The sequence below is a fragment of the Ollibium composti genome (assembly GCF_004801285.1).
GTDB classification, from domain to species: domain Bacteria; phylum Pseudomonadota; class Alphaproteobacteria; order Rhizobiales; family Rhizobiaceae; genus Mesorhizobium; species Mesorhizobium composti.
In genome coordinates this window covers 59,406-82,645 of record NZ_SSNY01000011.1, presented here as the reverse complement: position 1 = coordinate 82,645, position 23,240 = coordinate 59,406, and the positions used below count along the sequence as shown (strand labels likewise).

Annotated in this window: 20 protein-coding genes; 6 read left to right on the top strand and 14 right to left on the bottom strand. The window is 64.2% G+C overall.

The window, feature by feature from the left end:
* Positions 1-19 precede the first annotated feature (19 nt).
* Positions 20-2,224: a PepSY domain-containing protein gene (locus E6C48_RS17720; protein WP_136359507.1), complete on the top strand. Its 2,205-nt coding sequence runs from the start codon at positions 20-22 to the stop codon at positions 2,222-2,224.
* Entirely contained in the window at positions 2,205-3,173 is a 969-nt protein-coding gene (locus E6C48_RS17715; protein ID WP_136359506.1) for an FAD:protein FMN transferase, read from the top strand. The genes E6C48_RS17720 and E6C48_RS17715 overlap by 20 nt, the downstream gene beginning before the upstream one ends.
* Before the next feature lie 79 nt (positions 3,174-3,252).
* Here the strand turns inward: E6C48_RS17715 and E6C48_RS17710 are convergent, their stop codons facing one another.
* Positions 3,253-3,771 carry a cytochrome b gene (locus E6C48_RS17710; RefSeq protein ID WP_230978834.1) on the bottom strand — a complete coding sequence of 173 codons (519 nt, stop codon included), beginning with the start codon at positions 3,769-3,771 and terminating at the stop codon, positions 3,253-3,255.
* A gap of 64 nt (positions 3,772-3,835) precedes the next feature.
* Positions 3,836-4,225, bottom strand: a complete 390-nt coding sequence (locus E6C48_RS17705) for a PepSY domain-containing protein (RefSeq protein ID WP_136359504.1) — start codon at positions 4,223-4,225, stop codon at positions 3,836-3,838.
* Between the two features lie 143 nt (positions 4,226-4,368).
* On the opposite strand from E6C48_RS17705, the gene E6C48_RS17700 reads away from it, so the two are divergent.
* The 3 genes from E6C48_RS17700 (at position 4,369) to E6C48_RS17690 (ending at position 9,041) form a co-directional block, all read left to right on the top strand.
* The gene (locus E6C48_RS17700) at positions 4,369-5,031 is read left to right on the top strand and encodes a response regulator transcription factor (protein ID WP_136359612.1); all 663 of its coding nucleotides are present in this window, start codon (positions 4,369-4,371) and stop codon (positions 5,029-5,031) included.
* Positions 5,028-6,359 carry a sensor histidine kinase gene (locus E6C48_RS17695; protein ID WP_136359503.1) on the top strand — a complete coding sequence of 444 codons (1,332 nt, stop codon included), beginning with the start codon at positions 5,028-5,030 and terminating at the stop codon, positions 6,357-6,359. The genes E6C48_RS17700 and E6C48_RS17695 overlap by 4 nt, the downstream gene beginning before the upstream one ends.
* 126 nt (positions 6,360-6,485) lie before the next feature.
* Positions 6,486-9,041, top strand: a complete 2,556-nt coding sequence (locus tag E6C48_RS17690) for a cation-translocating P-type ATPase (protein WP_136359502.1) — start codon at positions 6,486-6,488, stop codon at positions 9,039-9,041.
* A gap of 17 nt (positions 9,042-9,058) precedes the next feature.
* Here E6C48_RS17690 and E6C48_RS17685 read toward each other — a convergent pair whose 3' ends face one another.
* The 8 genes from E6C48_RS17685 to E6C48_RS17650 all read right to left on the bottom strand — a co-directional run bounded on the left by E6C48_RS17685 (position 9,059) and on the right by E6C48_RS17650 (position 18,574).
* Positions 9,059-9,901: an endonuclease/exonuclease/phosphatase family protein gene (locus E6C48_RS17685; RefSeq protein WP_136359501.1), complete on the bottom strand. Its 843-nt coding sequence runs from the start codon at positions 9,899-9,901 to the stop codon at positions 9,059-9,061.
* A gap of 108 nt (positions 9,902-10,009) precedes the next feature.
* Entirely contained in the window at positions 10,010-11,470 is a 1,461-nt protein-coding gene (locus E6C48_RS17680; RefSeq protein WP_136359500.1) for a phospholipase D-like domain-containing protein, read from the bottom strand.
* 103 nt (positions 11,471-11,573) lie between these two features.
* A complete protein-coding gene (locus E6C48_RS17675; protein ID WP_168734571.1) occupies positions 11,574-12,080 on the bottom strand; it encodes a Spy/CpxP family protein refolding chaperone in 507 nt (168 codons plus the stop codon).
* Positions 12,081-12,305: 225 nt separating this feature from the next.
* A complete protein-coding gene (locus E6C48_RS17670; RefSeq protein ID WP_136359498.1) occupies positions 12,306-12,692 on the bottom strand; it encodes a DUF302 domain-containing protein in 387 nt (128 codons plus the stop codon).
* Positions 12,689-15,979: an efflux RND transporter permease subunit gene (locus E6C48_RS17665; RefSeq protein ID WP_136359497.1), complete on the bottom strand. Its 3,291-nt coding sequence runs from the start codon at positions 15,977-15,979 to the stop codon at positions 12,689-12,691. The genes E6C48_RS17670 and E6C48_RS17665 overlap by 4 nt, the downstream gene beginning before the upstream one ends.
* Positions 15,976-16,950, bottom strand: a complete 975-nt coding sequence (locus E6C48_RS17660) for an efflux RND transporter periplasmic adaptor subunit (RefSeq protein WP_330998630.1) — start codon at positions 16,948-16,950, stop codon at positions 15,976-15,978. The genes E6C48_RS17665 and E6C48_RS17660 overlap by 4 nt, the downstream gene beginning before the upstream one ends.
* Positions 16,951-17,049: 99 nt before the next feature.
* Positions 17,050-17,253, bottom strand: a complete 204-nt coding sequence (locus E6C48_RS17655) for a YgaP family membrane protein (RefSeq protein WP_136359495.1) — start codon at positions 17,251-17,253, stop codon at positions 17,050-17,052.
* 28 nt (positions 17,254-17,281) lie between these two features.
* The gene (locus E6C48_RS17650; RefSeq protein WP_136359494.1) at positions 17,282-18,574 is read right to left on the bottom strand and encodes an NAD(P)/FAD-dependent oxidoreductase; all 1,293 of its coding nucleotides are present in this window, start codon (positions 18,572-18,574) and stop codon (positions 17,282-17,284) included.
* A 93-nt stretch (positions 18,575-18,667) separates the two neighbouring features.
* On the opposite strand from E6C48_RS17650, the gene E6C48_RS17645 reads away from it, so the two are divergent.
* The gene (locus E6C48_RS17645) at positions 18,668-19,027 is read left to right on the top strand and encodes an ArsR/SmtB family transcription factor (RefSeq protein WP_230978832.1); all 360 of its coding nucleotides are present in this window, start codon (positions 18,668-18,670) and stop codon (positions 19,025-19,027) included.
* Between the two features lie 67 nt (positions 19,028-19,094).
* On the opposite strand, the gene E6C48_RS17640 is transcribed toward E6C48_RS17645, so the two are convergent.
* From E6C48_RS17640 to E6C48_RS17625, 4 genes are all read right to left on the bottom strand, one after another.
* Positions 19,095-20,348, bottom strand: coding sequence for an MgtC/SapB family protein (locus tag E6C48_RS17640; RefSeq protein WP_136359493.1), 1,254 nt, complete (start codon positions 20,346-20,348; stop codon positions 19,095-19,097).
* Between the two features lie 7 nt (positions 20,349-20,355).
* A complete protein-coding gene (trxC, locus tag E6C48_RS17635) occupies positions 20,356-20,802 on the bottom strand; it encodes a thioredoxin TrxC (protein ID WP_136359492.1) in 447 nt (148 codons plus the stop codon).
* Positions 20,803-20,912: 110 nt separating this feature from the next.
* The gene (locus E6C48_RS17630; protein WP_136359491.1) at positions 20,913-22,457 is read right to left on the bottom strand and encodes a bifunctional aminoglycoside phosphotransferase/ATP-binding protein; all 1,545 of its coding nucleotides are present in this window, start codon (positions 22,455-22,457) and stop codon (positions 20,913-20,915) included.
* A gap of 246 nt (positions 22,458-22,703) precedes the next feature.
* Positions 22,704-23,234 carry a sigma factor-like helix-turn-helix DNA-binding protein gene (locus tag E6C48_RS17625; protein WP_136359490.1) on the bottom strand — a complete coding sequence of 177 codons (531 nt, stop codon included), beginning with the start codon at positions 23,232-23,234 and terminating at the stop codon, positions 22,704-22,706.
* Positions 23,235-23,240: the final 6 nt, after the last annotated feature.

Genomic DNA, 23,240 nt, shown 5'->3' with positions numbered 1-23,240 from the left:
GCCGGTCCGGGTCTGCAAGATGCGTCTGTTTCACAGGCTTCTCGGCCTCTTCGCCGCGATCTTGATCACCATCCTGGCGCTCAGTGGGACGTATCTGTCGGTCCTGCCCGCGCTGGAAAGGGCCGGAACGGTCGCCGCTTCCGGCCGGCTCAGCGTCGCCGAGGTCGCCGGTCGGATCGAAAGAGCCTATCCGGATGTCGAACAGATCGTGCGTTCGCCTTCGGGCGGGATCGTCGCCTCCTACCTGGAGAACGGCCGCGCCGTTTCCAGCGTGATCGATCCCGCTTCCGGCCGGGCCATCGGCGAAGTCGCGCCTTCGGCGGTCGAACGCTGGGTGAAGAACCTGCACCGGTCGCTCTTTCTTGGCAATGGCGGCCGCGCGACGGCGGCGATCGGTGCGCTGGCCCTTTTGCTGCTGAACCTGTCGGGCTTGCAAATGACCGCCCGGCGCGCGGGCGGCTGGCGGCGCATGCTCGGCCGCGCCCGCGGCACCGGCGCACAACGGCTGCACATCGGCCTCGGGAAGCTGACCGCTCTCGGCGTTTTTTTGTCCACCGTGACGGCGCTCTACATGTCGCTTGCCACGTTCGGACTGGTCCCTGACGGTAGCTCGCAGGCCGCTCCTGTCTTGCAGGTCGCGGCGGGTGCCGGACCGGCGCTGCCGGCTGACCGGCTCGCGGCATTGCAGGATATCGACCTTGGCCAGCTTCGCGAACTCACCTTTCCCGATCGATCCGTCCCGTCCGATGTGTATGAACTCAGCACTGCGACGGGAGAGGGGTTTGTCGATCCGGCGACGGGACAGATGCTGGCTTGGCAGGACAGCGGCGCCGCCAGGCAGATCTATGAGTTCATTTACATGATTCACACCGGCCAGGGCCTGTGGTGGCTCGGGCTGCTGTTGGGCGCCAGCGCCCTCGGCGTGCCCGTGCTCGGCGGCGCTGGAACAGCGATCTGGTGGAGTCAACGCCGGGGCCGCGTCCGCATCGCCCGCAACGCCGCGGCGGCGGCAGCGGATACGGTGATCCTGGTGGGCAGCGAAAGCGGCAGCACCTGGGGCTTCGCCCGCACTCTACACGAGGCGCTCGCCGCCCTCGGCCACCGTGTCCACACCGCACCCATGAACGACATTGCCGCCCGCTACCCCGCCGCCAGACGCATGTTCGTGCTTGCGGCGACCTACGGCGACGGCGAGGCGCCTGCCGGCGCCGACTCCTTCCTGAGACGGATCGATCGGATGGAGCCCCCGCATTTCCCGGTGGCTGTTCTCGGCTTCGGCGACCGGCAGTTCCCGGCGTTCTGCCGGTTCGCCCGCGACGTGGAGAGGGCCTTGCGCAGCAAGGGCTGGAAGCGGCTGATGCCGCTCGCGGCGATCGACCGCCAGTCCGCGCAGGAATTCTCCCACTGGGGAGAGGTTTTGTCCGCCGTCATGGGTAAGACCATCAGGCTGGCGCATGTGGCGGAGGTTCCGCGCACGCAGACACTGACGCTGATCGAGCGTGTCGACTACGGCGCGGAAGTGCAGGTGCCCACCGCCATCCTGCGCTTTTCCATGCCGAACGCGGGGCTGATGGCCCGTCTTTCCGGGCGCGCCTGGCCCCGGTTCGCGGCGGGCGACCTGCTCGGCGTCGTGGCGCCTGGCTGTACGACCCCGCGATACTATTCGCTGGCGAGCTCGAGCTGCGACGGAGCCGTCGAAATCTGCGTGCGCAAACAGCCCGGCGGCGCCTGTTCGACCTTGCTCCACGCCCTTCGTCCGGGCGACGGCATCCGGGCCTTCGTCAGGCGCAATTCCGGTTTCCGCCCTTTGCCCGGTCGCATGCCGGTCATCCTGGTCGGCGCCGGCACTGGAATAGGCCCTTTGGCGGGCTTCATCCGGGGGAACGGAAAGGCCCGCCCCATGCACCTGTATTTCGGTGGACGCCATCCGGCATCCGATTTCCTCTACCGGGATGAGATCGCGGGCTGGCTGGGCGACGGGCGGCTTACCTGCATCAGCGCTATCTTCTCGCGCATCGCGGGCGGTGGCTACGTGCAGGACCTGCTGCGTGAGGACGCCGAGCGCCTGCGCGCTCTGATTGCCGACGGCGCCCAGATCATGGTGTGCGGCGGCCGTGAGATGGCGGCCGGCGTCATGGAGGCGCTCGCGCAGGTGATTTCACCTCTCGGCCTGACCCCGCAGGCCCTCAAGGCGCAGGGAAAATATGTCGAAGACGTCTACTGAACCGGTTCGCCGCACCCTGAGCGGTCTCGTTATGGGCACGAGGTGGTCGGCGCTGTTCCATGTTCCCGAAACCTTCGGGCTGGCCGCGCCGGAAGCTGCGCTCGCCCGCACTGTGGCCGACGTCGACCGCCAGATGTCGACATGGAAGCCCGACAGTGACCTCATGCGCCTGAACGCGGCGGCGCCGGGAAAATGGGTTGCGATGCCCGCCGAATTGATGCTCGTGCTTGAAAAGGGCGTCGAGATCGGCCGGGCTTCGGCCGGAGCCTTCGACATCGGCCTGGGAGACCTGGTGAATGCCTGGGGCTTCGGCCCTTCCGGCAAGGCGCCAGACGAGGAGGCCGTCCGGCGCTGGGTCGGCAAAGGGCGGCCGCCTGCCCATGAGGTGCTGGAGCTGGACCCTTCGGGCGGCCGGGCGCGCAAGCACGCGCCGGTGACGCTCGACCTGTCGGGCATCGCCAAGGGCTTTGCCGTGGATGCGATGGCGGAAGTTATGCGGGATTTCGGTATCGACAGTGCCCTCGTCGCCTTGGACGGCGAGCTGAAGGCGACAGGCACCAAGCCGGACGGAGCGCCATGGATCGTCGCGGTGGAAAAGCCGGACTACGACGTGCGCGCGCCGTTCGGCGCAGTTGCGTTGCACAATGCAGCCATCGCGACTTCGGGCGATTACCGGCACTGGATCGAGATCGGGCGGAGCCGCCTTTCCCATACGATGGATCGGGCGCGCGGTGGGCCGGTGATCAATGATGTCGCGTCGGTTTCCGTTGTTTGCCCAGCTTGCATGGAAGCCGATGCATGGGCGACGGCGCTTCTGGTCCTGGGGCAGGGAGAAGGGCGAGAACTGGCCCGGCGCAACGGTCTGGATGCACTGTTCATCCTAAGGTCGGGTGATACCCTTAGCCAAGTCGCGGTCGGTGAGGTTTTCGAGGAATCCTACGCAGCCTGACGCGTTGAGACCCGGCGCGAGCCTTGTCGCGCCGGGGCCGTGGACAAGCGGAGGAAGCCACTTGGCGTGAGAAAAAACCTCAGCGCGGACTCATGCGCTGGAGCGTGCCGTCGCGCAGGACGAACTGGTGCCAGATCGCCATCAGGGCATGCAGGCCGGCGAGATAGAGGATCACCGTCCCGCCATTTTCATGGAGATCGGCGATCAGGCCCGGCTGGCCCTGGACCTGCTCGGCGATGGCCGGCAGGTGCAGGCCAAAAAATGATACGGGCACGCCCATGCGCGAAGCGGCGTACCAGCCGGTCAGCGGCAGGACGATCAGGAACAGGTAGAGCACCGCATGGCCGGCCCTGGCGGTCGCGCCAAGCCAGCCGCCCTGGGGTTCCACGTCGGGCGCGCCACCCGCGAGGCGCAGGATCAGGCGGGGCACGACCAGCACGAGCACCGCCAGCCCAAGCGAGAAATGCAGCAGCGGCGGATCTTCGGCTATGTCCCGGCCACCTTCCGAGGTCAGCCATGCGCCCAGCACGGCCAGAGCGGTCACCCAATGGATGACGATCATGCTTTTCGAATAGCGGGCGGAATTGCGGGTTCTCACGCGTTCTTCCTGCATCTTGTTCACCTTTGAAAATTCGTCGTCGTGACTGGGGTGAGACGGTTCGTCATTTCACTTCGGCTTTCGGGGCGCCCTTGCCGAAGAGTCCGTTGGAAGGCGGCGCGACCATTCCGGCGGGCGCCGCCTGCAATCGGCTGGAGCCATTGTCGTCATCGTCTTCATCCTGCCCTTCTCGCTTCATCTTGACGATCTCCAGCGAGCCGGGATCCACTTTGACCTTAAGGCCGCGGCCGTTCTCGTCGGTGCCACTGATCTGGTAGCAGCCGTCGTCGGCCCTGATCCTGCGGACGGTCCAGCCGCGGGCTTCGGCCATCTTCTGCACAGCCTCGCGCGGCTGCCACTGGTCCATCGGAAGGTGGCAGTCGTCGTCGGCCATCGCGGCGCCCGATCCGGCAAATACGAGAAATGCAGCCGCTGCCAGTGTATGCTTCCTCATATTTGTTTGTCCTTGCTCGATGTTCGGTCGCGGTGACCATGGCAGTCTTGCCTGACGAACACCTGAAGCTGAGTGGACATACCCGTCAGCTTGCTGACAGGATTCGATGGCAATCGCACGGTAAGGAACAGGACGGTCCCTTCATGAGAATCCTGCTGGTGGAAGACGACTCGATCCTGGGCGCGGCCGTGCGTGACCACATCGTCGCGTCAAGCCATTCGGTCGACTGGGTGACGCGACTCGACGCTGCGACAACCTACCTCGAGAGTGCGGCTTACGACCTTGTCCTCTTGGACATGATGCTCCCGGACGGGCGGGGCATCAGCTTTTTGCGCAGCATGCGCATGAAGGGCTGCGCTACGCCGGTCATCATCCTGACGGCGCTGGACCAGATCTCCGATCGTATCCAGGGGCTCAACGCCGGGGCGGACGACTACATGACCAAGCCCTTCGACCTATCGGAGCTTTCGGCACGGCTGAACGCCGTGGCACGGCGCTACAGCGGCAATCCGAACCCGCTCGTCGAGATCGGCGACCTGCAGATCGATCTCGCGGCTAGGACTGTCGCGCGCGGCGGCCGGCCGATCGATCTGACTGCGCGCGAATGGGCGCTGTTCGAGGCCTTCGTCCAGCGCCCCGGCCAAATCATGTCCAAGGTGCAGCTTGAGGAGCGGCTCTATGCCTTCGGCGCCGAGGTGGAAAGCAACACGATCGAGGTCCATGTCAGTCGCCTGCGCAAGAAGCTGGGACATTCAGTGATCGATACCGTGCGCGGTATCGGATACCGGCTTGGAAATGCCAGATGATGCTGCCCAGAAGTCTGCAATGGCGGCTTTCGCTGTGGCTCGGGTTGGGGGTGGCGCTGCTGTGGGCGGTTGCGGCCGCGGTGACGGCGCACAAGCTGCGCCACGAGATGAACGAGGTGTTCGACAGCGCACTGGAGGAAACGGCGCAACGCATCCTGCCGTTGGCCGTTCTCGACATCATCGGCCGCGATCATGATGGCGACGACGATGCGGAGCAGAGCGTGGCTACGCTGCGCCGGCACGACGAATATTTCACCTACGTCGTGAGGGATTCCGAGGGCAAGGTCCTGTTGCGGTCACACAATGCCGATCTGGCCGTCTTTCCGCCTTTCGCCGGCACGGGCTTCGCCGATACCTCGACCCACCGAATCTATTTCGACGCCGCGTTGCGCGGTACGGTGACGATCGCCGTGGCCGAGCCCCTCGTCCACCGGCGCGCGGTGGCCGAGGAGGTTCTGCTCGGCCTGGCACTGCCGCTCGGCCTGGTCATCCCTCTCAGCCTGCTCGGCGTCTGGGCCGTCGTGCGACTTTCAATGGCGCCTATAAGGACCTTCCGTTCGGGTATAGAGGCCCGCGGCGGCGGTGACCTGACGGCGGTCGCGGCCGATGGCCTGCCATCCGAAATCCGGCCGATAGCAATGGCGGTAAACCACTTGCTGGAGCGGCTCAGGCGCACGCTGGAAGCAGAGCGAAGCTTTACGGCCAATTCCGCGCACGAACTGCGTACGCCAGTCGCTGCGGCGCTGGCGCAGACGCAGCGCCTGATCGCCGAGGCGCCGAACGAGGCCACCCGCAGAAGGGCGCGGCACATCGAGACGGCGTTGCGACGGCTTTCCAGGCTGTCGGAGAAACTGATGCAGCTTGCACGGGCCGAAGGGGGGCGGCTTCAGGCGGCCCAGCCGGTGAACGTAGCGACCGTGTTGCGGGTGCTGGTCGATGAGATGACGATGGACGATCCGAAGCAGATCGAGCTGGTTCTGGCTGACGCTCCGGTGTTCTCAGACATCGACGCCGACGCATTTGCGATCCTGGCGCGGAATCTCATCGAGAATGCGCTGAAGCATGGCTCGCGGCACGAGCCGGTGCGTGTCGCCTTGTCGGCGGACGGCGTGCTGCGGGTCTTCAACGCGGGAAGCGCAGTCCCGGCGGACATGCTTGCCCGCCTGGCCGAGCCTTTCGAGCGAGGCGGCGCGCAGGGGGAAGGCGCCGGCCTCGGGCTCGCCATCGCCAAGGCGATCGCTTCGGGCATCGGTGGGCGGATAGAACTGGTCTCTCCGCGCGAAGGGCGCCAGGACGGCTTCGAAGCCAGATTCATCCCCGGCAAATGAGAAGAACTGGCAAAGGCCATCCTGATGCCATGATAGACAGATGCTGCGGAAAGTAGCCGACAAGTTTCGGCCGGTCAGTTCGGGAGGTCGAGCGTTCCGCCGCCCGCAGGGAGCCTGAGTTGGACGATGAAACCGCCCGAGCCTTCTCGTTTCCAGGGAATCGCCGAGGAAGAAGCGGCCCGCCGCCTCAAGGCAGAAGGTTACAACGAGCTTCCGAGACATGAGCATCGGACCGCGCTCGCGATCGTGCTGGAGGTCCTGCGCGAGCCGATGCTGGCGCTGCTGCTCGCGGGCGGAGTGATCTACTTCCTGCTGGGCGACCGCGAGGAAGCGCTCATCCTGCTCGCCTTCGCAAGCATGTCGGTCATCATCACCGTGATCCAGGAAACGCGCACCGAGCGCGTGCTGGAGGCGTTGCGCGATCTTACAAGTCCGCGAGCCCTGGTTATACGGAGCGGCGTCCACCGGCGCATTCCGGGACGCGAGGTGGTGCGCGGTGACCTTGTCATCCTCGGCGAAGGTGATCGCGTGCCGGCCGACGCGACGATCCTGCAGGGCCGCGACCTTCAAGCCGACGAGTCGCTGCTGACGGGAGAGTCCCTGCCGGTCCGCAAATCCGTCACGGTTGGCCGGCCTTCGTCCGGCGTCAGGCCGGGGGGCGACGATCTTCCCTACGTATATTCCGGCTCGCTGATCGTGCGTGGCAGCGGCGTCGCAGAGGTCTTCGCCACCGGACCGCGAAGCGAGATCGGCAAGATCGGCCAGTCATTGCACGGCCTTGAGGCGGAACCGCCGCGCCTTCGCGCTCAAATCTTGCGGCTGGTGCAGCTTTCGGCCATCGGCGGAGGGCTGGTAAGCCTCGTCGTGCTGGTGCTCTACGGCATGCTGCGCGGCGGCTGGCTGGATGCGGTACTCGCCGCCATCACCATCGGCATGGCCATGCTCCCGGAAGAATTTCCGGTCGTGCTCACCGTATTCATGGCCATGGGCGCATGGCGGATCTCACGCGCTCGCGTCCTGACGCGCCGGGCGGCGGCCATCGAGACGCTCGGTTCAGCAACGGTGCTGTGCACCGACAAGACGGGCACGCTCACCGAGAACCGCATGTCCGTCGCCGAACTGCGTCCGAGGAGCGACAACGGGCTCGGCCGTTACGAAGTCTCCGACGCCCCGGCACCGGAAGACGCACAGAACCTGGCTTTCCAAGGACTCCTGGCCAGCGCGCCCGAGCCGTTCGACCCGATGGAGAAGGCTTTCCACGACTTCGCCAAGGAGCGGATCGCAGGCCACTCGAGAACCGCCTGGACGCTGGTCCGAAGCTACGGGCTGCGTCCGGAACTCCTCGCCGTCACCAACGTCTGGCGCGACGACGGCGCAGCGAAGCCGAAATTCACCGTCGCAGCGAAGGGCGCCCCGGAGGCAATCGCCAAGATCTCCAATCTCGGAGAGGCAGAGAGTACCATGGTCCGTCAGGCAGTCGACGCAATGGCCGCGGAAGGGCTCCGCGTCCTGGGTGTCGCTAAAGCGGCCCATGAAGGCGAGGCTTTACCGGACACGCCGCATGGTTTCGCCTTCGCATTCCTCGGCCTCGTCGGGCTGGCCGACCCGTTGCGGCAGAGCGTCTCGCAGGCGATCGACGACTGCCGCTCCGCCGGCATCCGCGTCGTCATGATCACCGGCGACTACCCGGCGACGGCTTGCGCCATTGCGCACCGTGCAGGCCTCGCTGAAGGTGCCGCCGCGGTCACCGGCGAAATGATGGAGAAGCTCGGAAACGAAGATCTGCGGAAACGTGCCCGGAGCGCAACGGTGTTCGCCCGCATCATGCCGGAACAGAAGCTTCGCATCGTCCAGGCGATGAAAGCGGACAACGAAATCGTTGCGATGACCGGAGACGGCGTCAACGATGCACCGTCGCTGAAGGCCGCACATATCGGCATCGCCATGGGCGGCCGCGGTACGGACGTGGCGCGCGAAGCGTCCTCCATAGTCCTCCTCGATGACGATTTCAGCTCGATCGTCTCAGCCATCAGGCTCGGGCGGCGCATCTATGATAACATCCGCAAGGCTATGGGTTTCATCTTCGCCGTTCACGTGCCGATCGCGGGCCTGGCGTTGTTACCGCTGGTCTTCGGCTTTCCGATCATCTTCAGCCCGATTCACATTGCGTTCCTCGAGATGGTGATCGATCCAGTATGCACGCTGGTCTTCGAGGCGGAAGGCGAGGAAGAAGATGTCATGCGCCGCCCGCCGCGGCAACCATCGGAGCCATTGTTCTCCTGGTCGTTGATCTTCTGGAGCGTGCTCCAGGGTGCGTTGGTCTTGGCGCTGACCGGCACGATTTTCATCTACACCTTTGGGCGCGGCACGCCGGCAGACGAGGTACGGGCACTTACATTCGTTGCCTTGATTTTCTGCCTAGCCAGCCTCGTCCTCGTCAATCGCTCCTTCAGTTCGTCGCCTATCGTGGCGATCCGAAGGCCCAACCCTGCGCTTGCGTGGATTTTCGCCGCGGTCGCGCTCGTCCTCGCGCTCGGCCTGCTGGAGCCGTCCGTGCGGAGCCTGTTCAGCTTCGGCCCGCTACATGGGGACGATATCGGCCTTGCGTTGGCAGCGGCGATGATCGCTTTGATCGTACTCGAACTCGCCAAGTCAATCTGGCGCGACCGGCTCCGATTCTGAACAAGCCGTCTCTTGCCTCAGGCCGCCTCGAGATCGGGTTTGGCCGTCGAGTGCGCGGATGCGAGGCTGACATACGCCTTGATCGGCAGGTGGTCCGAGGCCAGACGTGCCAGCGGCGTATCGTGGACCATGATCGGCGAGAGAATGTCCCTACGGTTTGCGATCATGCGGTCGAGTGCCAGGAGAGGCAATCGGGAGGGGAAACTGGGAACAGGCTCTGGCAACGGACCGAATGCGGCATTAAACGTGTTGAGCGCGGAACGGCCGTTAAGTCGCCATTCGTTGAGGTCGCCCATCAGCAATGCCGGGACTTCGTCTCTGGCGTTCATGATTTGCTGGATCAAATGCGCCTGATGGGTGCGAGAGCGGCGGAGAAGCCCGAAATGCGCTGCGATGATCCTGACGGCGCCGCCGGCTTCCAGTTCGATTTCTGCGACAATCGCGCCGCGCGGCTCCAGCCCCGGAAGGGCTATCTGATGCACGTCGCGGATAACGCCCCGCCTGAAAAGCAGGACGTTTCCGTGCCAGCCATGCGTTCGCATGTTTCCCGATACCGGCACAAGCGCCAGGCCAGACTCGCGCTCGAGACGCGCGAGGTCGAGCAGGCCCTCGCGATTGCCGAAACGCTTATCAGCTTCCTGCAGAGCTATGACGTCCGCATCTATTTCATGAATGACCCGGAAAGTTCGTTCGGGATCAAACCTTCCGTCGGTGCCGACGCATTTGTGGACGTTGTAGGAAGCCACCAGCACGCCCGGCTGTTCCATGCCTTCCGCCGTCGTCGATTGTCCGGCGCGCTGCCGACGCATTCGAAGCTGTTCGAGGACCTTTGTGGGGAAACCCGGGCCGAACCTGTGCATGATCATTCTCGTCTTTCTGTCGATTTCGCGCCTAAATCTCAAGCCGCCTCTGTTATCTGGGTGCCGGTGAATTCCACTGCAATCGATAGATGACGCATAGTTGGTGCGTCAAAGGTAAGGCGATCCGAGCCACAAAATACGGTCGATCAGGCGTTCGAGGAACGGTCTGGCGCGCAGGCTTTCCAGAGTCACCTCGACAGCCGAGCCGATCGCGGCGTCGATGCGCCGCTCGATCCGTGTCGCGAAGCCGGCGTCCAGCACTTCGAGATCGATCTCGAAGTTCAGCCTCAGCGAGCGCGGATCGAGATTGGAGGAGCCGACGAAGGCCCAGATGGAATCGACGACGAGCAGCTTGGAATGGTCGAAAGGGCCCTGCGCACGCCAGACCCGGCAATAGCTCCTGACGACCTGGTCGAACTGGGCTGTCATCGCGCGGTCAACGAGCAGCAGATTGTTGGCTGACGGGACCACGATGTCGATGTCGATCCCGCGCCGGGCAGCAGTGGTCAGCGCACTGATCAGTTCGCGGTCGGGCAGAAAGTAGGGCGACATGATGCGGATGGAGCGGCGTGCAATGGAGAAGGCGGCCATCAGCATCTTGTGGTTGGCTTCGAGGCTCGCATCGGGGCCTGAAGGAAGTGCGCGCATGAAGATGGGCGAGCCGGGCTCGCCGGACGCCTCCATGGCGATACGCCAGGCATCGCCATGGAGGCGCTCGCCGCTGGCGAAATACCAATCCTCGGCGGCGACCGAGAAGATATCTGCGATCACCGGCCCTTCGATACGGAAATGCGTGTCGTGCGCCATGGCCGCCCCGGCGAATTCCGCAGTGAAGCCTTGCCGGATGTTCATCCCGCCGACGAAGCCGACGGCGCCGTCCACCACGAGAATCTTCCGGTGCGTCCGCAGATTGGCGTAGGGCAGCCGCAGCCCGCTGATGATGCGCCCATTGAACACGCGGGTGGTGACACCACCCTCGCTCAGATGATCGACGATACTGGGCACGGAGTAGCGGGCTCCGACCGCGTCGATCAGCACGCGCACGGCGACACCACGCCGTGCGGCAGCGACCAAGGCATCTGCAAGACGCAGCCCGATCGGATCGCGGTCGAAAATATAGGTTTCGAGAACGACGCTGCGCTGCGCGGCGGAAATCGCCGCGATCATCGCAGCGTAGGCCTCGTCGCCGGTATCCAAATCGGTGATGGCGTTTGCCGTCGTCAGCGCGTGATGGGTTATCCTGTCGCCTGCGATCTTCAGTGCGGCGAACCGCCTGCCGAAGCGGCTGGCGACTGCTTCGGAAGTTGCATCGAAGCGCGGATGTTCCAGCACTTCGTGTCCGGCCGCCGACCGCTCCGCCGCGATCGAGACGCGGCGGATACGGTTGATGCCGGCTACGGCGTAGAGTAGCGCGCCGATGAAAGGCGACAGGAGAATGACGCCGACCCAGCCAATGGCTGCGCGTACTTCGTCTTTTGTCATCGCGGCGTGCACCGCGGCCGCCGCCGCGATCAACGTTGAGACGACCGCGAGGATATGAGGCCAATGGGTGACGATGAGCGTCCACATACGGACAACTTACGTAATCATCCACGCTACCGTCGATGGGGTGGGCATCCAAAGTCAGAGTTCAAAACGGTACCCGATAGCGCCCTTCCGCTCACGCGGCCTCTCACCAGCGCATCATGTGCCGGCCCTGGCTGCGTCCCATTCCCAGACCCGTCAACGGGAGAACGACATCGTCGGCGGCTGCCTTCTGTTCGTTCGTGAGAACGGCGTAAAGATCGTCGGCGGCTACCTTGACGGATTTGATCTGCGCCAAGCGCGCCTCCATCCGCGTGATCTGCGATGCGAGTCGCTCGGGCAGGGGCTTGTCGAATATGGTTCCATCGTCGAATTCCTCGGTAGTCGAGCGCATCATTTCGTTGTGTGCCTCGACCGAGGTTCGAACGACTGCGGCAAACGCATCCCATGCCGCTGTCTGTTCGGGCGTTATCTTGAGTTCGGTTTTCATGTAGGCAAGTCGCCCGTCGACGCGCTCGACCATGCCATCCGGCCGCCCCCACCATCCCATCATGCCGGGGCCCCAGCCGTCGCTCGTCATGTGCTCCCAGCCCCAGTGCGGCCACCAGCTGCGATCGTCGCCGGCAGCTGGGCCGCTGATCACGGTGGCGGTCACCACAGTCGCAAGCACTGCTCCAATCCACGATCTTGACATCTGGACCTCCAATGATTGTGCGTTCAGTCGAACATGTCCGAGCCAGGCCGGCCTTGATCGACGTCAATTCATAGGGAGGTAGTGTGAAATCGGTCTTGCGGCTGATCTTTAACGCTCGCCCGATCGAAGCGAGCATCTCCGGTTGGACGAGCAATGTCAGGAGGTCAAACGGCGCTGTCGTTAAGTTCAGAGGCTTTCAACCACGGATTTGAGCATCTCCCGCACGCGGTCGGCAACCTGCAGTAAAGTTGGATTCCCGACGGCGGCCATCGACGCCACGGGATCGACCGCAGCCACTTCGACATGGCCGTCGCCCATGTCCTGCACGACGACGTTGCAGGGCAACATGGTGCCAATCTTGTCCTCGATCTCCAGCGCCTCGCGCGCCATGGTCGGATTGCAGGCGCCGAGAATGCGGTAGTTGCGGAAATCGGCGTTCAGCTTCCTTTTGAAGGTTTCTCTTACGTCGATCTCGGTAATGATGCCGAACCCGGCACCCTTGAGCGCCAGTGTGACGCGTTCCACGGTCTTGTCGAAATCGCAGGTCAGAACTTTCGAGAAATAATAGCTCATGGCAGACTCCTGGTTGCGGCGGGTTCAAGAATGTTGTGAACCGAGCCGGCGGCCGGCAGCGGGTGCATCCCATCATCCTGACGGCGCTCGCCCCGCAATGCGATATAGATGGCGGGGATGACGAGCACGGTAAGGGCCGTGGAGGATGCGAGACCGAAAAGCAGCGAGATGGCCAGACCCTGGAAGATCGGATCGGCAAGGATCACGGCCGCGCCGATCATCGCCGCCAGTGCGGTGAGAAGGATCGGCTTGAAGCGGATCGCTCCAGCCTCCAGCAGCACATCAATGAGGGAGCGGTCGGTGCCGCTTGCATGTCGGATGAAGTCGACCAGCAGGATCGAGTTTCGCACGATGATGCCGGCAAGCGCAATGAAGCCGATCATCGAGGTAGCCGTGAAGGCGGCGTCGAACAGCCAGTGCCCGAACATGATGCCGACGAAGGTGAGTGGAATCGGCGTCAGGATGACTAGCGGCAGCCTGAAGGAGCCGAACTGGGCCACCACCAGGATGTAGATGCCAAGGATCGCCACCATGAAGGCCGCACCCATGTCCCGGAAGGTCACCCAGGTCACCTCCCATTCGCCGTCCCACAGCAGCGTAGGCCGGCTCTCGTCGTCGGGCTGGCCGTGCAGCGCGATGGCAGGCTTCGGCAGATTGCCCCAGTCGGCTCTGGCGATGGCGTCGTCAACCGCGAGCATGCCGTAGATCGGCGCCTCGTAGGCGCCTGCCAGCTCGGCCATCACCATTTCCGCCGGGCGGCCGTTGTGGCGGAAGATCGGCCAGGAAGCGGGCTCTCGCGAAACCGAGACGACGTCGCCAAGTTCGAGAACGTCACGCCCGCCGGGCAAAGCGTTGGCCGGCACCGGCGTCGTCAGCGTGCGCTCGTCGACCACGGAACCGCCCTTGGCGAGCGCGATGCGGATCGGGATCGGTTGGCGGCCGCCCCCGCGATGCGAGTAGCCGACGGTCCTGCCGGCATAGAGTGCGTTCAGCGTATCGTAGACGTCCGACTGCTCGACCCGGTAGAATTCCATATTGTCCTGGTCGATGGAAACACGCACGCGCTCGGGCCGGTTGTGGTAGCTGTCGTCGACATCGACGATGAACGGCACGCTGGCGAAGGCTTCGCGCACCTTCTCGGCCACGGCGCGGCGGGTTTCGGGGTCGGGGCCGTAGATTTCCGCCAGCAGCGTGCCGAGCACCGGCGGGCCGGGCGGCGGTTCCACCACCTTGACCACGGCGCCTTTCGGCAGCGCGAGTCCCTTCAGGCGCTGGCGGATGTCGAGGGCGATGGCATGGCTCGCGCGCTTACGCTCGCCCTTGGCGAGAAGGTTGACGGCGATGTCGCCCTGCTCGGGGCCGGAGCGCAGATAGTAGTGCCGCACCAGGCCGTTGAAGTCGAAGGGCGAGGAAGTGCCGGCATAGGTCTGGAACGAGACGATCTCCGGTACGCTCTCCAGGCGCCCGGCCATGTCTTGAAGGGTCCGGTCGGTGTCCTCCACCGACGAACCTTTCGGCAGGTCGAGCACGACCTGGAGGTTCGCCTTGTTGTCGAACGGCAGGAGCTTCACCGTCACGTTCTGGGTGTAGAACAGGGCCAGCGACCCGAGCGTGGCCGCGCCGACGAGGAGCAGGAAGGTCCAGGCGCGCGCCCGGCTCCTGAGGATCGGCCGCGCGACCGCGACGTAGAGTCGCCCGAGCCGGCCGCCGTCCGCGGCTTGCGCATGGCCATGGCCGGCGGATGCGTCGGTCCTCGCGATCCGGACCATCAGCCACGGCGTGAGGATGACGGCGACGAAGAAGGAGAACAGCATCGCCGCCGAGGCGTTGGCCGGGATCGGGCTCATGTAAGGCCCCATCATGCCCGACACGAACAGCATGGGCAGGAGCGCGGCCACCACCGTCAGCGTGGCGACGATGGTCGGGTTGCCGACCTCGGCCACGGCGTCGACGGCCGCCGCCACGCGCGAGCGGCCGTTGCGCATGGCCCAGTGGCGGGCGATGTTCTCGATGACAACGATGGCGTCGTCGACGAGGATGCCGATCGAGAAGATCAGCGCGAAGAGGCTGACGCGATTGAGCGTGTAGCCCATGATCCACGAGGCGAAGAGCGTCAGAAGGATCGTCGTCGGGATGACGACCGCCACCACGAGCGCCTCGCGCCAGCCGATGGCCACGGCGACCAGCACCACGATCGAGATCGTGGCGAGGCCGAGATGGAAGAGCAGTTCGTTCGCCTTTTCGTTGGCGGTCTCGCCGTAGTTGCGCGTGACCGTCATCTCGACGTCCTTGGGAAAGATCTCGCCGCGCGCCTGCTCCAGGCGCCGGACGATCTCGTCGGCGATGACGACGGCGTTGGTTCCGGGCCGCTTGGCGATGGCGAGCGAGACCGCGGGAGTCCGCATGAGGCCGGCATCGGTCCGGCTGATGTTGGTGACGCGGTTTTCCGCCGGCGACGTCGCCAGCACGACCTTCGCCACATCGCGCACGTAGACGGGGCGGCCGTCGCGCGCCGTCAGGAGAAGATTGCTGATTTCGGGCAGGTCGCGCAGGGTCTGGCCGGCCACGATCGCCCGCTGCTGGCCGTCTTCGCGCACCGTGCCCACCCGGAAGGAACGGTTGGCGCCGTCGATCTTGGCGGCGAGCTGTTGCAGCGTGATGCCGTAGAGCGACAGTTTCTCGGGGTCGGGCTCGACCTCGATCGCTTCCGGCTGTTCGCCGACGATGTAGGTGAGCCCAACATCGGGAAGCTTCGAGACCTCGACCTGCAATTCGCGGGTCAGCCGGGTCAGGCCGTTGGCGGTCCAGCGCGCCGCCGCTTCCGGAGCAGGGTGCAGGGTGACGGTCACGATCGCCACGTCGTCGATGTCGCGCCGCACGATCAGCGGCTCGGGGATGCCGACCGGAATCCGATCCATGTTGGCGCCGATCTTCTCGCGCACCCTGAGCACCGCCGCATCGGCATCGGTGCCGACCTTGAAGCGAGCCGTCACCAGCGCGCCGTCGTCCTCGGTTTGCGAATAGATATGCTCGACGCCGTCGATGCTCTTGACGATGGTCTCCAACGGTTCGGTGACCAGCTTGACGGCGTCCTCCGCCTTGAGGCCGTTGGCGGCGACGTGGATATCCACCATCGGAACGGAGATCTGAGGCTCCTCCTCGCGCGGCAGCGTGACCAGCGCGATCAGTCCGAGCGCGAGCGCGGAGAGGAGAAAGAGCGGCGTCAGCGAAGACGCGATGAAAGCGCGCGTCAACCCGCCGGCGATGCCGAGGCCGGGCCCCTTCATGGCAGCATGATCCGGTCGCCGTCCTTCAGGCCGGTCAGGATCTCGACAAGCGTCCCGCTTTGGCTTTCGAAGGTCTCGCCGAGGATGACCGCGACGTCCATCGGCCCGTCCGTCGCAGCAAGCCGAACGTAGTCGATGCCGTGCAGGGAGGTCACCGCCTTCTGCGGCACCGCAAGCACGGAACGCTTGCCGACCGGGATCGAGACCAGCGTGCGTTCGTTGACGAAATAGCTGCCGATGCCGGCGACATCGACATCGGCGATGACCCGCCCGTCGGCGATCTCGGGATAGACCTTGACGATCCTCCCTTGCGCCGTGGCTCCAGGTGCCCCGGAAGCCTGTGCTCGGCCGCGCACGCCCACTTCCACGATGGCGCCCTCGGCGATTTCCGCGGCATGCCGCTCCGGCAGCGACAGGCGAAGATAGTAGGGGCCGGTGGCGATGCGGGCGACGGGCTCGCCGGCCATGATGACCGAGCCTGCGGTAACGGGGACGGTGAGCACTCGGCCTGTAGCCGGCGCCAGCACGTCGCCCTCCTTCGCCCCTTGCGCGATCACGGCCTTGTCGGCCTCCGCCGCCGCGACCTGGTTGGTCGCGACTTCGAGCGCGGTCCTCGCCGCGTCGAGCCGGCTTTGAGTGGCGACGCCCTGCGCGACGAGCTGCTCGGCCCGTTCCAGTTCGGTGCGCGCGTTGGCGAACTCGGACTTCAGTGCCGCGATCTTGGCGTCGGCGGCGGCGAGCTGGAGCGCCATCTTGTCGTCGACCACCACGCCGATGACGTCGCCTTCCCTGACCTCGCTGCCCTCGCTGACGCGGATTTCACGGATGGTTCCGCCGATGCGGGCGCGCGCCGGCACGACGGTTCGGCTTTCAACCTGACCGAATACGGCCTTCATCTCGGGGATGGTGATGGCGTGTACTGCGAATTCGGCGGTGAAGGCCGCTTGCGGAACGGCGGCAGCCGCAGCCACCAGGGCGACCGTGAGAAAGCAACGGAACATTGGAAAACCCGGAAAGCTGGAAAATCTGGGCCTGGTCGGTCCCGTGGGCGAGGCACGGAACCGCCGGCGCTACTTGAAGGCCACGCCCGCCTTGCAGCCCAGGCGCTTGAAGACGATGGCCGCCGGGCAGAAGCCGGTCACCGACGCCTGAAGCAGGTTGAGGCCGACGAAGGCAGTGAGCAGGTACCACCACGGCGATACGAAGTAGGCGAGCGCCAGCGAAGCCAGCACCATGAAGCCGGCGAACATCAGGACGGCGCGGTCGATGGTCATTTCATTCTCCTTGTGTGCGGCCGGCGGGTTATTCCGTCGGCTCCAGATGGATGTCCTTGAGTTTGCGGATGCCGAGCAGATCGAGCGTCAGGTTCTCGTAGAAGGTCCCGGCCTTGCCCTGCCGGACCTTGTGCAGGAAATATTTCTCGAAGCCGACCTTGGCGGCGTGCACCCACTTGCCCTGCGAGGACCAGTTGACGTTGCGCGGCGGTATCTGCGGCTGCGCGACGAAGGCGATGCCCTCGTCGCCGAAATCGGCCAGGCACACGGCGTTCCAGGTGGCGACGGCGCGCGGCTGTTCGCCGCGCAGCAGCGCGGCGATGTTCTCCACCGTCGCGGTGACCATCGATTCGATCATGAAGCCGGTCTTCGGCACGCCGACCGGCAACGGCGTCTTGCCGACCGGACGGATGGCGACGCACACGCCGATGCCGAAGACGTTCGGGTAGGCGGGATTGCGCTGGTGCCTGTCGATGACGATGAAGCCGCGGGGATTGGTCAGTCCCTCGATGCCGGCGACGGCCGGCACGCCGCGGAACGCCGGCAATATCATCGAGAAGGCGAAGGGCAGGTCGTGCGTGGCCTTGACCGTGCCGTCCTGGTCGACTTCCTCGACCGTCATCCGCCCGGCCTCGACCTTCACGACACGAGCGTTGGTGATCCATTTGATGTGCCGCTCGCGCAGGGCGCCTTCGAGCAGACCCTTGGTGTCGCCCACGCCGTCGAGGCCGAGATGGCCGATATAGGGCTCGGGCGTGACGAAGGTCATCGGCACCTGGTCGCGCTTTTTCGCGTTCCTGAGCGCGGTATCGAGGATGAACGCGAATTCGTAGGCCGGCCCGAAGCAGGAGGCTCCCTGGGCTGCGCCCACCACGATCGGTCCAGGCGCCTTTACCAATGCGTCGAAGGCCACCCTGGTCTGCTCGGCGTGGTCGACCTGGCAGATCGATTGCGTATGGGCCTCCGGTCCCAGACCAGACACTTCATCGAACGCCAGGTCGGGACCGGTGGCGATTACGAGATAGTCGTAGTCGAGAAAGGAACCGTCGTTGAGTTCGATCCGGCTCTCCTTAGGATGGACGCGGCGCGCGCCCTCCGGCCGGAACTCAATTCCACGCCGGGCGAGCACCGGCGCAAGGTCGACCGCGATGTCATTGCGCTCGCGCCAGCCGACCGCGACCCAGGGATTTGACGGGACAAAGGAATAAGTGCTGCCCTGGTTGACGACGGTCAGCCGATCCTGCGGACGCAACTTCTCCTTCATTTCGTAGGCCATGATGGTGCCGCCGAGACCTGCGCCGAGGATAACGATGTGCGACATGGGCATTCCCTCTTTTCGCCTTTGGCCTATTGTGGCGTCTCCGTGGCCCCGCGCCTTGATCCGGCTCAAATCCGCTGCGGGGGGCATTCGCGAATGAACGCCTTGCATCTAACATTCAAAGAATATAAATTCAAGAATATGAATGTAAAAGAAATGATCCCGGCCTCTGGCAAAGCCGCTGAGCTTTTGCGTAGCCTGTCGCATCCACAGCGGCTGCTGGTGCTGTGCGCATTGGGCGGGCAGGAAAAATCAGTGGCGCAGCTTCGCGAGGAACTTGGCATCGAGCAGGTACCGATGTCGCAGCAACTCATGCGGCTCAGGGCCGACGGCCTGGTGGAATCGCGACGGGAAGGAACGACAGTCCATTACCGCATCGCGCGCCCGGAGGTGCTGACCGTGGTCGAGGCCCTCCATGAAGCGTATTGTCCAGGCGAGGGAATTGGCCCGACATAGAGGCCATGAGGACATGAGCCCGAAGCTATCGTTACTCAGGCGCGGAGCCTTGGTACCGAGACACGTCTCAAAGCGATGGGACAAGGATGAACGCCGTCGCGCCACCGGTGATCCCAAATGCTGTTCCCAGCAGAAACGAAATCCAGAAGCGAAACGGGGAAGACGCAATCGCCAGAGCGACCCTCGCGAGAGAGTTGACGAGGATGGCGGCAAGTACGGCATGCCCGGCGACGACCGGTGTGGTTATGGTTCCTACGAGGCGCAGGGCGCTCAGTGCGGCGACATCGACATCCAACAGACCGGAAACGGCAGAGGTGGCCACTAGACCTTGAGCGCCGATCAGTGTGGCCAGTGCAGCGTTTACTGTCGCCACGATCGCGAACGCCAGGGCGAACATCAACAGCGCGGCGAGATCGAAGGGGCTGCGGGCCGGCATGTCCACTTCCGCGTGAGGGCGTTGCCTTTTTATGAGAAGCGCTCCGTAAAGGCCGAAACCAAGGGCGATCCCAAGCGCTGCCGGCCCCACGGAAGCAAGAACGCCTGGTTCCACGACCGCCACGACGAGGCAGACGCGGGCGACGGAAATCATGGCAGCGAGCAAGGCCGCACCTGCCAACGGATATGCATCACCACCCGATTTTGCAGCGCGGCAAAGGGCAAGCGTAACCGCCGTCGACGAGACGAGTGCCCCGCCGAGCGCGCTGACGATTAATCCACGCGTGGTCCCGAATACGCGCACGGCGATATAGCCGAGATAGGAGATCGCCGCGACCAGAACGGTGAAGAACCAGATTTCCCACGGGTTGAGACCGCCCCATGGATCAATGGGGCGATTTGGAAGGAGTGGCAATATGATCGCTGTCATCACGGACAGGACAAGCGCCGAGCGCAATTCCACCCAAGTCAATCGCTTCAGCAGTTCGTGTAGAATCTCACGGCTGGCGAGAATGCCGGCAAGCGCGGCGCCCCCACCGGCAGCGGCCTGATAATCGCCGGAGACAGCGAGCGCGCCGAGCGCGAAAACGCCAAGCCCCGCGATAACGCCCGTCGCGCTGAAGTCGTCGTCAAATGCGGCTTCGCGTGCCTTGAAGGAGGCAAAAACGGCCGCGAAACCCAGGAACCCGGCAACAAGGACGGAAACGGCATCAAGCGACTCGGCGAGCGCGGCGAAGACACCGCCCAGCAAACCGGAGATTGCGTATGTGCGAATGCCCGCGGTGCGGCTTCGATCGGGAGCGTCACGCTCCCTCCAGCCGCGCTCAAGCCCGACTAGAAGGCCGATGGCCAGAGCAAGGCCGAGACGTGGCAGAAGCGCATCCATGCGTGTTTCAGATGGCGGCAGCGGGTAGCCGCTCGCGAACCCATTGGATTATCTGGCCAGCGGACATAGCCCCGGATGTCCGTGCGATCTCTTTGCCGCGGTGGAAGAGGATCATCGTTGGAATGCTCCGGATGCCGAGTTCTGTCGATAGAGCCTGCTCCTTGTCGGAGTTGAGCTTGATCAGGACAATGGTCGGCTCCAATTCTTTCGCGGCTGCCTCGTAGGCCGGTGCCATTGCGCGGCAAGGTCCGCACCAGGGAGCCCATACGTCCACCAGGAGAGGCACACTCGTACGTGTCAGGTGGCGCTCGAATATCGAGCGACTTACGTCCTGCGGAATGGCGGCAAACAACTTGCGTCCGCACCTCCCGCATTTCGCTGCCTGGGGGGAACGTTCCTGCAACAAGCGATTGGTGCTGCCGCAGTGGCCACAGACGATCATCCTACCGCTCATGGCGCTTCCTCTCCAAACGCACGCAGGCCGCTTCCCAAGCCAACTCTCCATCGCGGTCGTCGTTCAGGATGAACGGCGATATCGGTCGGGCATTGACAGGGATCAAAGCATCATCCTGCCTCTGTGGAACTTCGAGCGATCGGCAGGGCCAGGATATCGGAGATGATCGCGGCCGGCCGTCGCACGGCGTCGATGCGGTGCCAAGTGATCTCTCCCACGTCCCTCTCCAACTGCCGCGACAGGATCTCGACAGTTGCGTCCGACGGGCCGCCGTGCCGCTGTTCGACACGGCGCCACAACACGTCGGGAGCGACGTCCAGCCAAACGCCGAGAAAAGGCCGTTTTCGAACCGCCGCCGCTTGCTCGATGCGCGCACGATCCTGCCGTCGTTCGAATACCGCATCCGCCACAACAGAGCCGCCCTCAGATAATATGAGGTTCGATCGCCATGCCATGTCTCGATAAACCCGCTCGGATATCTCGGGTCGATAGGCTCTTTCCGGCAGGCGTGTTTCAGGCGGTACGCCGTGCATAGCCTTGCGGATACGATCGCTCTCGACGATACGCGCGCCAGGCGGCGAGCCCACATGCGCGGCAAGTGCTTCCGCTATGGTGGTCTTCCCCGAACCACTCAGTCCACCGAGCGCAATGAGCCGGACCGGACGCTCATTCAGAAGCTCCGCGGCAAGGTCGAAATAGGCGCGAGCCTGTGCCCGCAGATTGCCAGCGGGGTCGCCGCCTTCTTCCACCTGAGTACCGATGACGTGAGCACGAACCGCGGCTCTGATTGCCATCAGGAAAGATAAAAGGGCAAAGCCGTCCTCGTTGTCGGTTTCATCAAGATAGCGGTTTGCTACGAGGTTGGCCAACTCTGGAAAGCCGCGATGCCAAAGATCCATCAGCAGGAACGACAAATCGTAAAGCATGTCGACCGTCGCGATGTCGTCATTGAATTCGATGCAGTCGAAAAGACAGGGCTCGCCATTGAACAGGCAGATGTTGCGCAAATGCAAATCGCCATGGCAGCGCCGCACCTTGCCGGCCGACTCGCGCTGGTTCAACACGTCACCGTGACGCGCCAACTCCGTTCGGAAAGCGGTGTCGAGAAACTCGACTTCCGTTTCACTGAACACGTGGCTGGTGGCGAAGCCGGCCTTGTTGATGTCCAGCACTCTCGCAAGGTTCGCCATGCCTCCTCCGACATGCATCACCGGCGCCTGGCGATGGAAGCGCGCGATCATGAGCGCCGTCCGCGTCATGAGGTGGGGTGTAAGGGCGCCGGCTTCCGCCATGCGATCCAACAGGGCGGACTGCTCGAAGCGCTTCATTTCCACGACTGCGTCGGTCAGTTCCCCCTCACCGTCGAACAGCAGGCGGCCGCTTGCTTCCCGTGTGATCCGCCTTACGCCGATATAGAGATCCGGAGCAGTGGTGGAATTGAGCTCCACCTCCTTGCGGCACGCCGCGAGGCGAAGTTCGGGCGTCGAGAAGTCGACATAGGGCAGCTTGACCGCGCGCTTCATCTTGAAGACGCGGTCCCCCGCCAGGAAGATGCGCGAGATGTGAGTCTCGATGGCCTCCACGGGGGCTGAGACCTCGAAAGTCGACGGTTCGGAGAGGAAAGCAATCGTCTCCCTCTGGTCCTGAAAGTTCACGGATACATCCCCTATGCTGACACGCTCCGGACCTGCCTTCGTTTCCGCGCTCTTCCCGCGTCGCCTTTCCTGTTGATATCGAAACTAGCTCCAAGCCCGCGACATCTATTGATCTCGGTCAAATGATCGAAGCCGCCGTGGCGGGGCGTGAAAGCCCCGTACGCAGAGTTCGCCACGTTGTCCCGGCAAAGTTGGGGATTCTCGCTGACCAGAAGGAGTGCGAAGGCCCCAACTATAACCCGGCCGTCACCTCGGCATTCGAAGCGCTTCGCGAGAATCAGCCTGCAGCCGGCAGAATTGAGGCGGCATCAGTCCCGAACGCTTCAATCGGGACTGTTTACGGCGATCGCCGGTCAAATGGCTACGGGCCATGCCGAGGCGCTGATCGATCGTCTCACGGTCACAGTCACAGATCTCGGCCGCCTCGGATGGGTCGAACCTCCACGCATCGACCAATGACAGGGCTTCCCTTTCGGTTCGTGGCAGACGCTCGAAGCAAGCCTTGAAGGCATTGTCGTCTCCCGAGATCCATTGCCAAGCGAACGCCTGCGCCGACACCGGATCGACAATCACCTGCCGCAAGAAATGACGGCGCAGGGCGTTGAAGGCTCCGATCTTCAGGGCAACGCCCTTTTTGTCGGCATGGACGGACCATATCTCGGTCAAGGACGAGTGAACGAGTTCGTCGGCGTTCGCAGCGTCTTGCGTAAGACAGAATGCGAATGCCCTCAAGGAAGGAACGAGCGAAAGGAGATCGGTTTTCAATTCCTTGCGCATGACTGG

Bases quoted from the DNA above. Each gene is read 5' to 3' on its own strand.
- E6C48_RS17705 (WP_136359504.1), bottom strand. From the start codon at position 4,225: ATGAGGAAGCATACACTGGCAGCGGCTGCATTTCTCGTATTTGCCGGA.
- E6C48_RS17685 (WP_136359501.1), bottom strand. From the start codon at position 9,901: ATGCACAGGTTCGGCCCGGGTTTCCCCACAAAGGTCCTCGAACAGCTT.
- E6C48_RS17655 (WP_136359495.1), bottom strand. From the start codon at position 17,253: ATGACCATCGACCGCGCCGTCCTGATGTTCGCCGGCTTCATGGTGCTG.
- E6C48_RS17720 (WP_136359507.1), top strand. From the start codon at position 20: ATGCGTCTGTTTCACAGGCTTCTCGGCCTCTTCGCCGCGATCTTGATC.
- E6C48_RS17665 (WP_136359497.1), bottom strand. From the start codon at position 15,979: ATGAAGGGGCCCGGCCTCGGCATCGCCGGCGGGTTGACGCGCGCTTTC.
- E6C48_RS17715 (WP_136359506.1), top strand. From the start codon at position 2,205: ATGTCGAAGACGTCTACTGAACCGGTTCGCCGCACCCTGAGCGGTCTC.
- E6C48_RS17645 (WP_230978832.1), top strand. From the start codon at position 18,668: ATGAACGCCTTGCATCTAACATTCAAAGAATATAAATTCAAGAATATG.
- E6C48_RS17625 (WP_136359490.1), bottom strand. From the start codon at position 23,234: ATGCGCAAGGAATTGAAAACCGATCTCCTTTCGCTCGTTCCTTCCTTG.
- E6C48_RS17670 (WP_136359498.1), bottom strand. From the start codon at position 12,692: ATGAGCTATTATTTCTCGAAAGTTCTGACCTGCGATTTCGACAAGACC.
- E6C48_RS17650 (WP_136359494.1), bottom strand. From the start codon at position 18,574: ATGTCGCACATCGTTATCCTCGGCGCAGGTCTCGGCGGCACCATCATG.
- trxC (WP_136359492.1), bottom strand. From the start codon at position 20,802: ATGAGCGGTAGGATGATCGTCTGTGGCCACTGCGGCAGCACCAATCGC.
- E6C48_RS17690 (WP_136359502.1), top strand. From the start codon at position 6,486: ATGAAACCGCCCGAGCCTTCTCGTTTCCAGGGAATCGCCGAGGAAGAA.
- E6C48_RS17700 (WP_136359612.1), top strand. From the start codon at position 4,369: ATGAGAATCCTGCTGGTGGAAGACGACTCGATCCTGGGCGCGGCCGTG.
- E6C48_RS17680 (WP_136359500.1), bottom strand. From the start codon at position 11,470: ATGTGGACGCTCATCGTCACCCATTGGCCTCATATCCTCGCGGTCGTC.
- E6C48_RS17640 (WP_136359493.1), bottom strand. From the start codon at position 20,348: ATGGATGCGCTTCTGCCACGTCTCGGCCTTGCTCTGGCCATCGGCCTT.
- E6C48_RS17695 (WP_136359503.1), top strand. From the start codon at position 5,028: ATGATGCTGCCCAGAAGTCTGCAATGGCGGCTTTCGCTGTGGCTCGGG.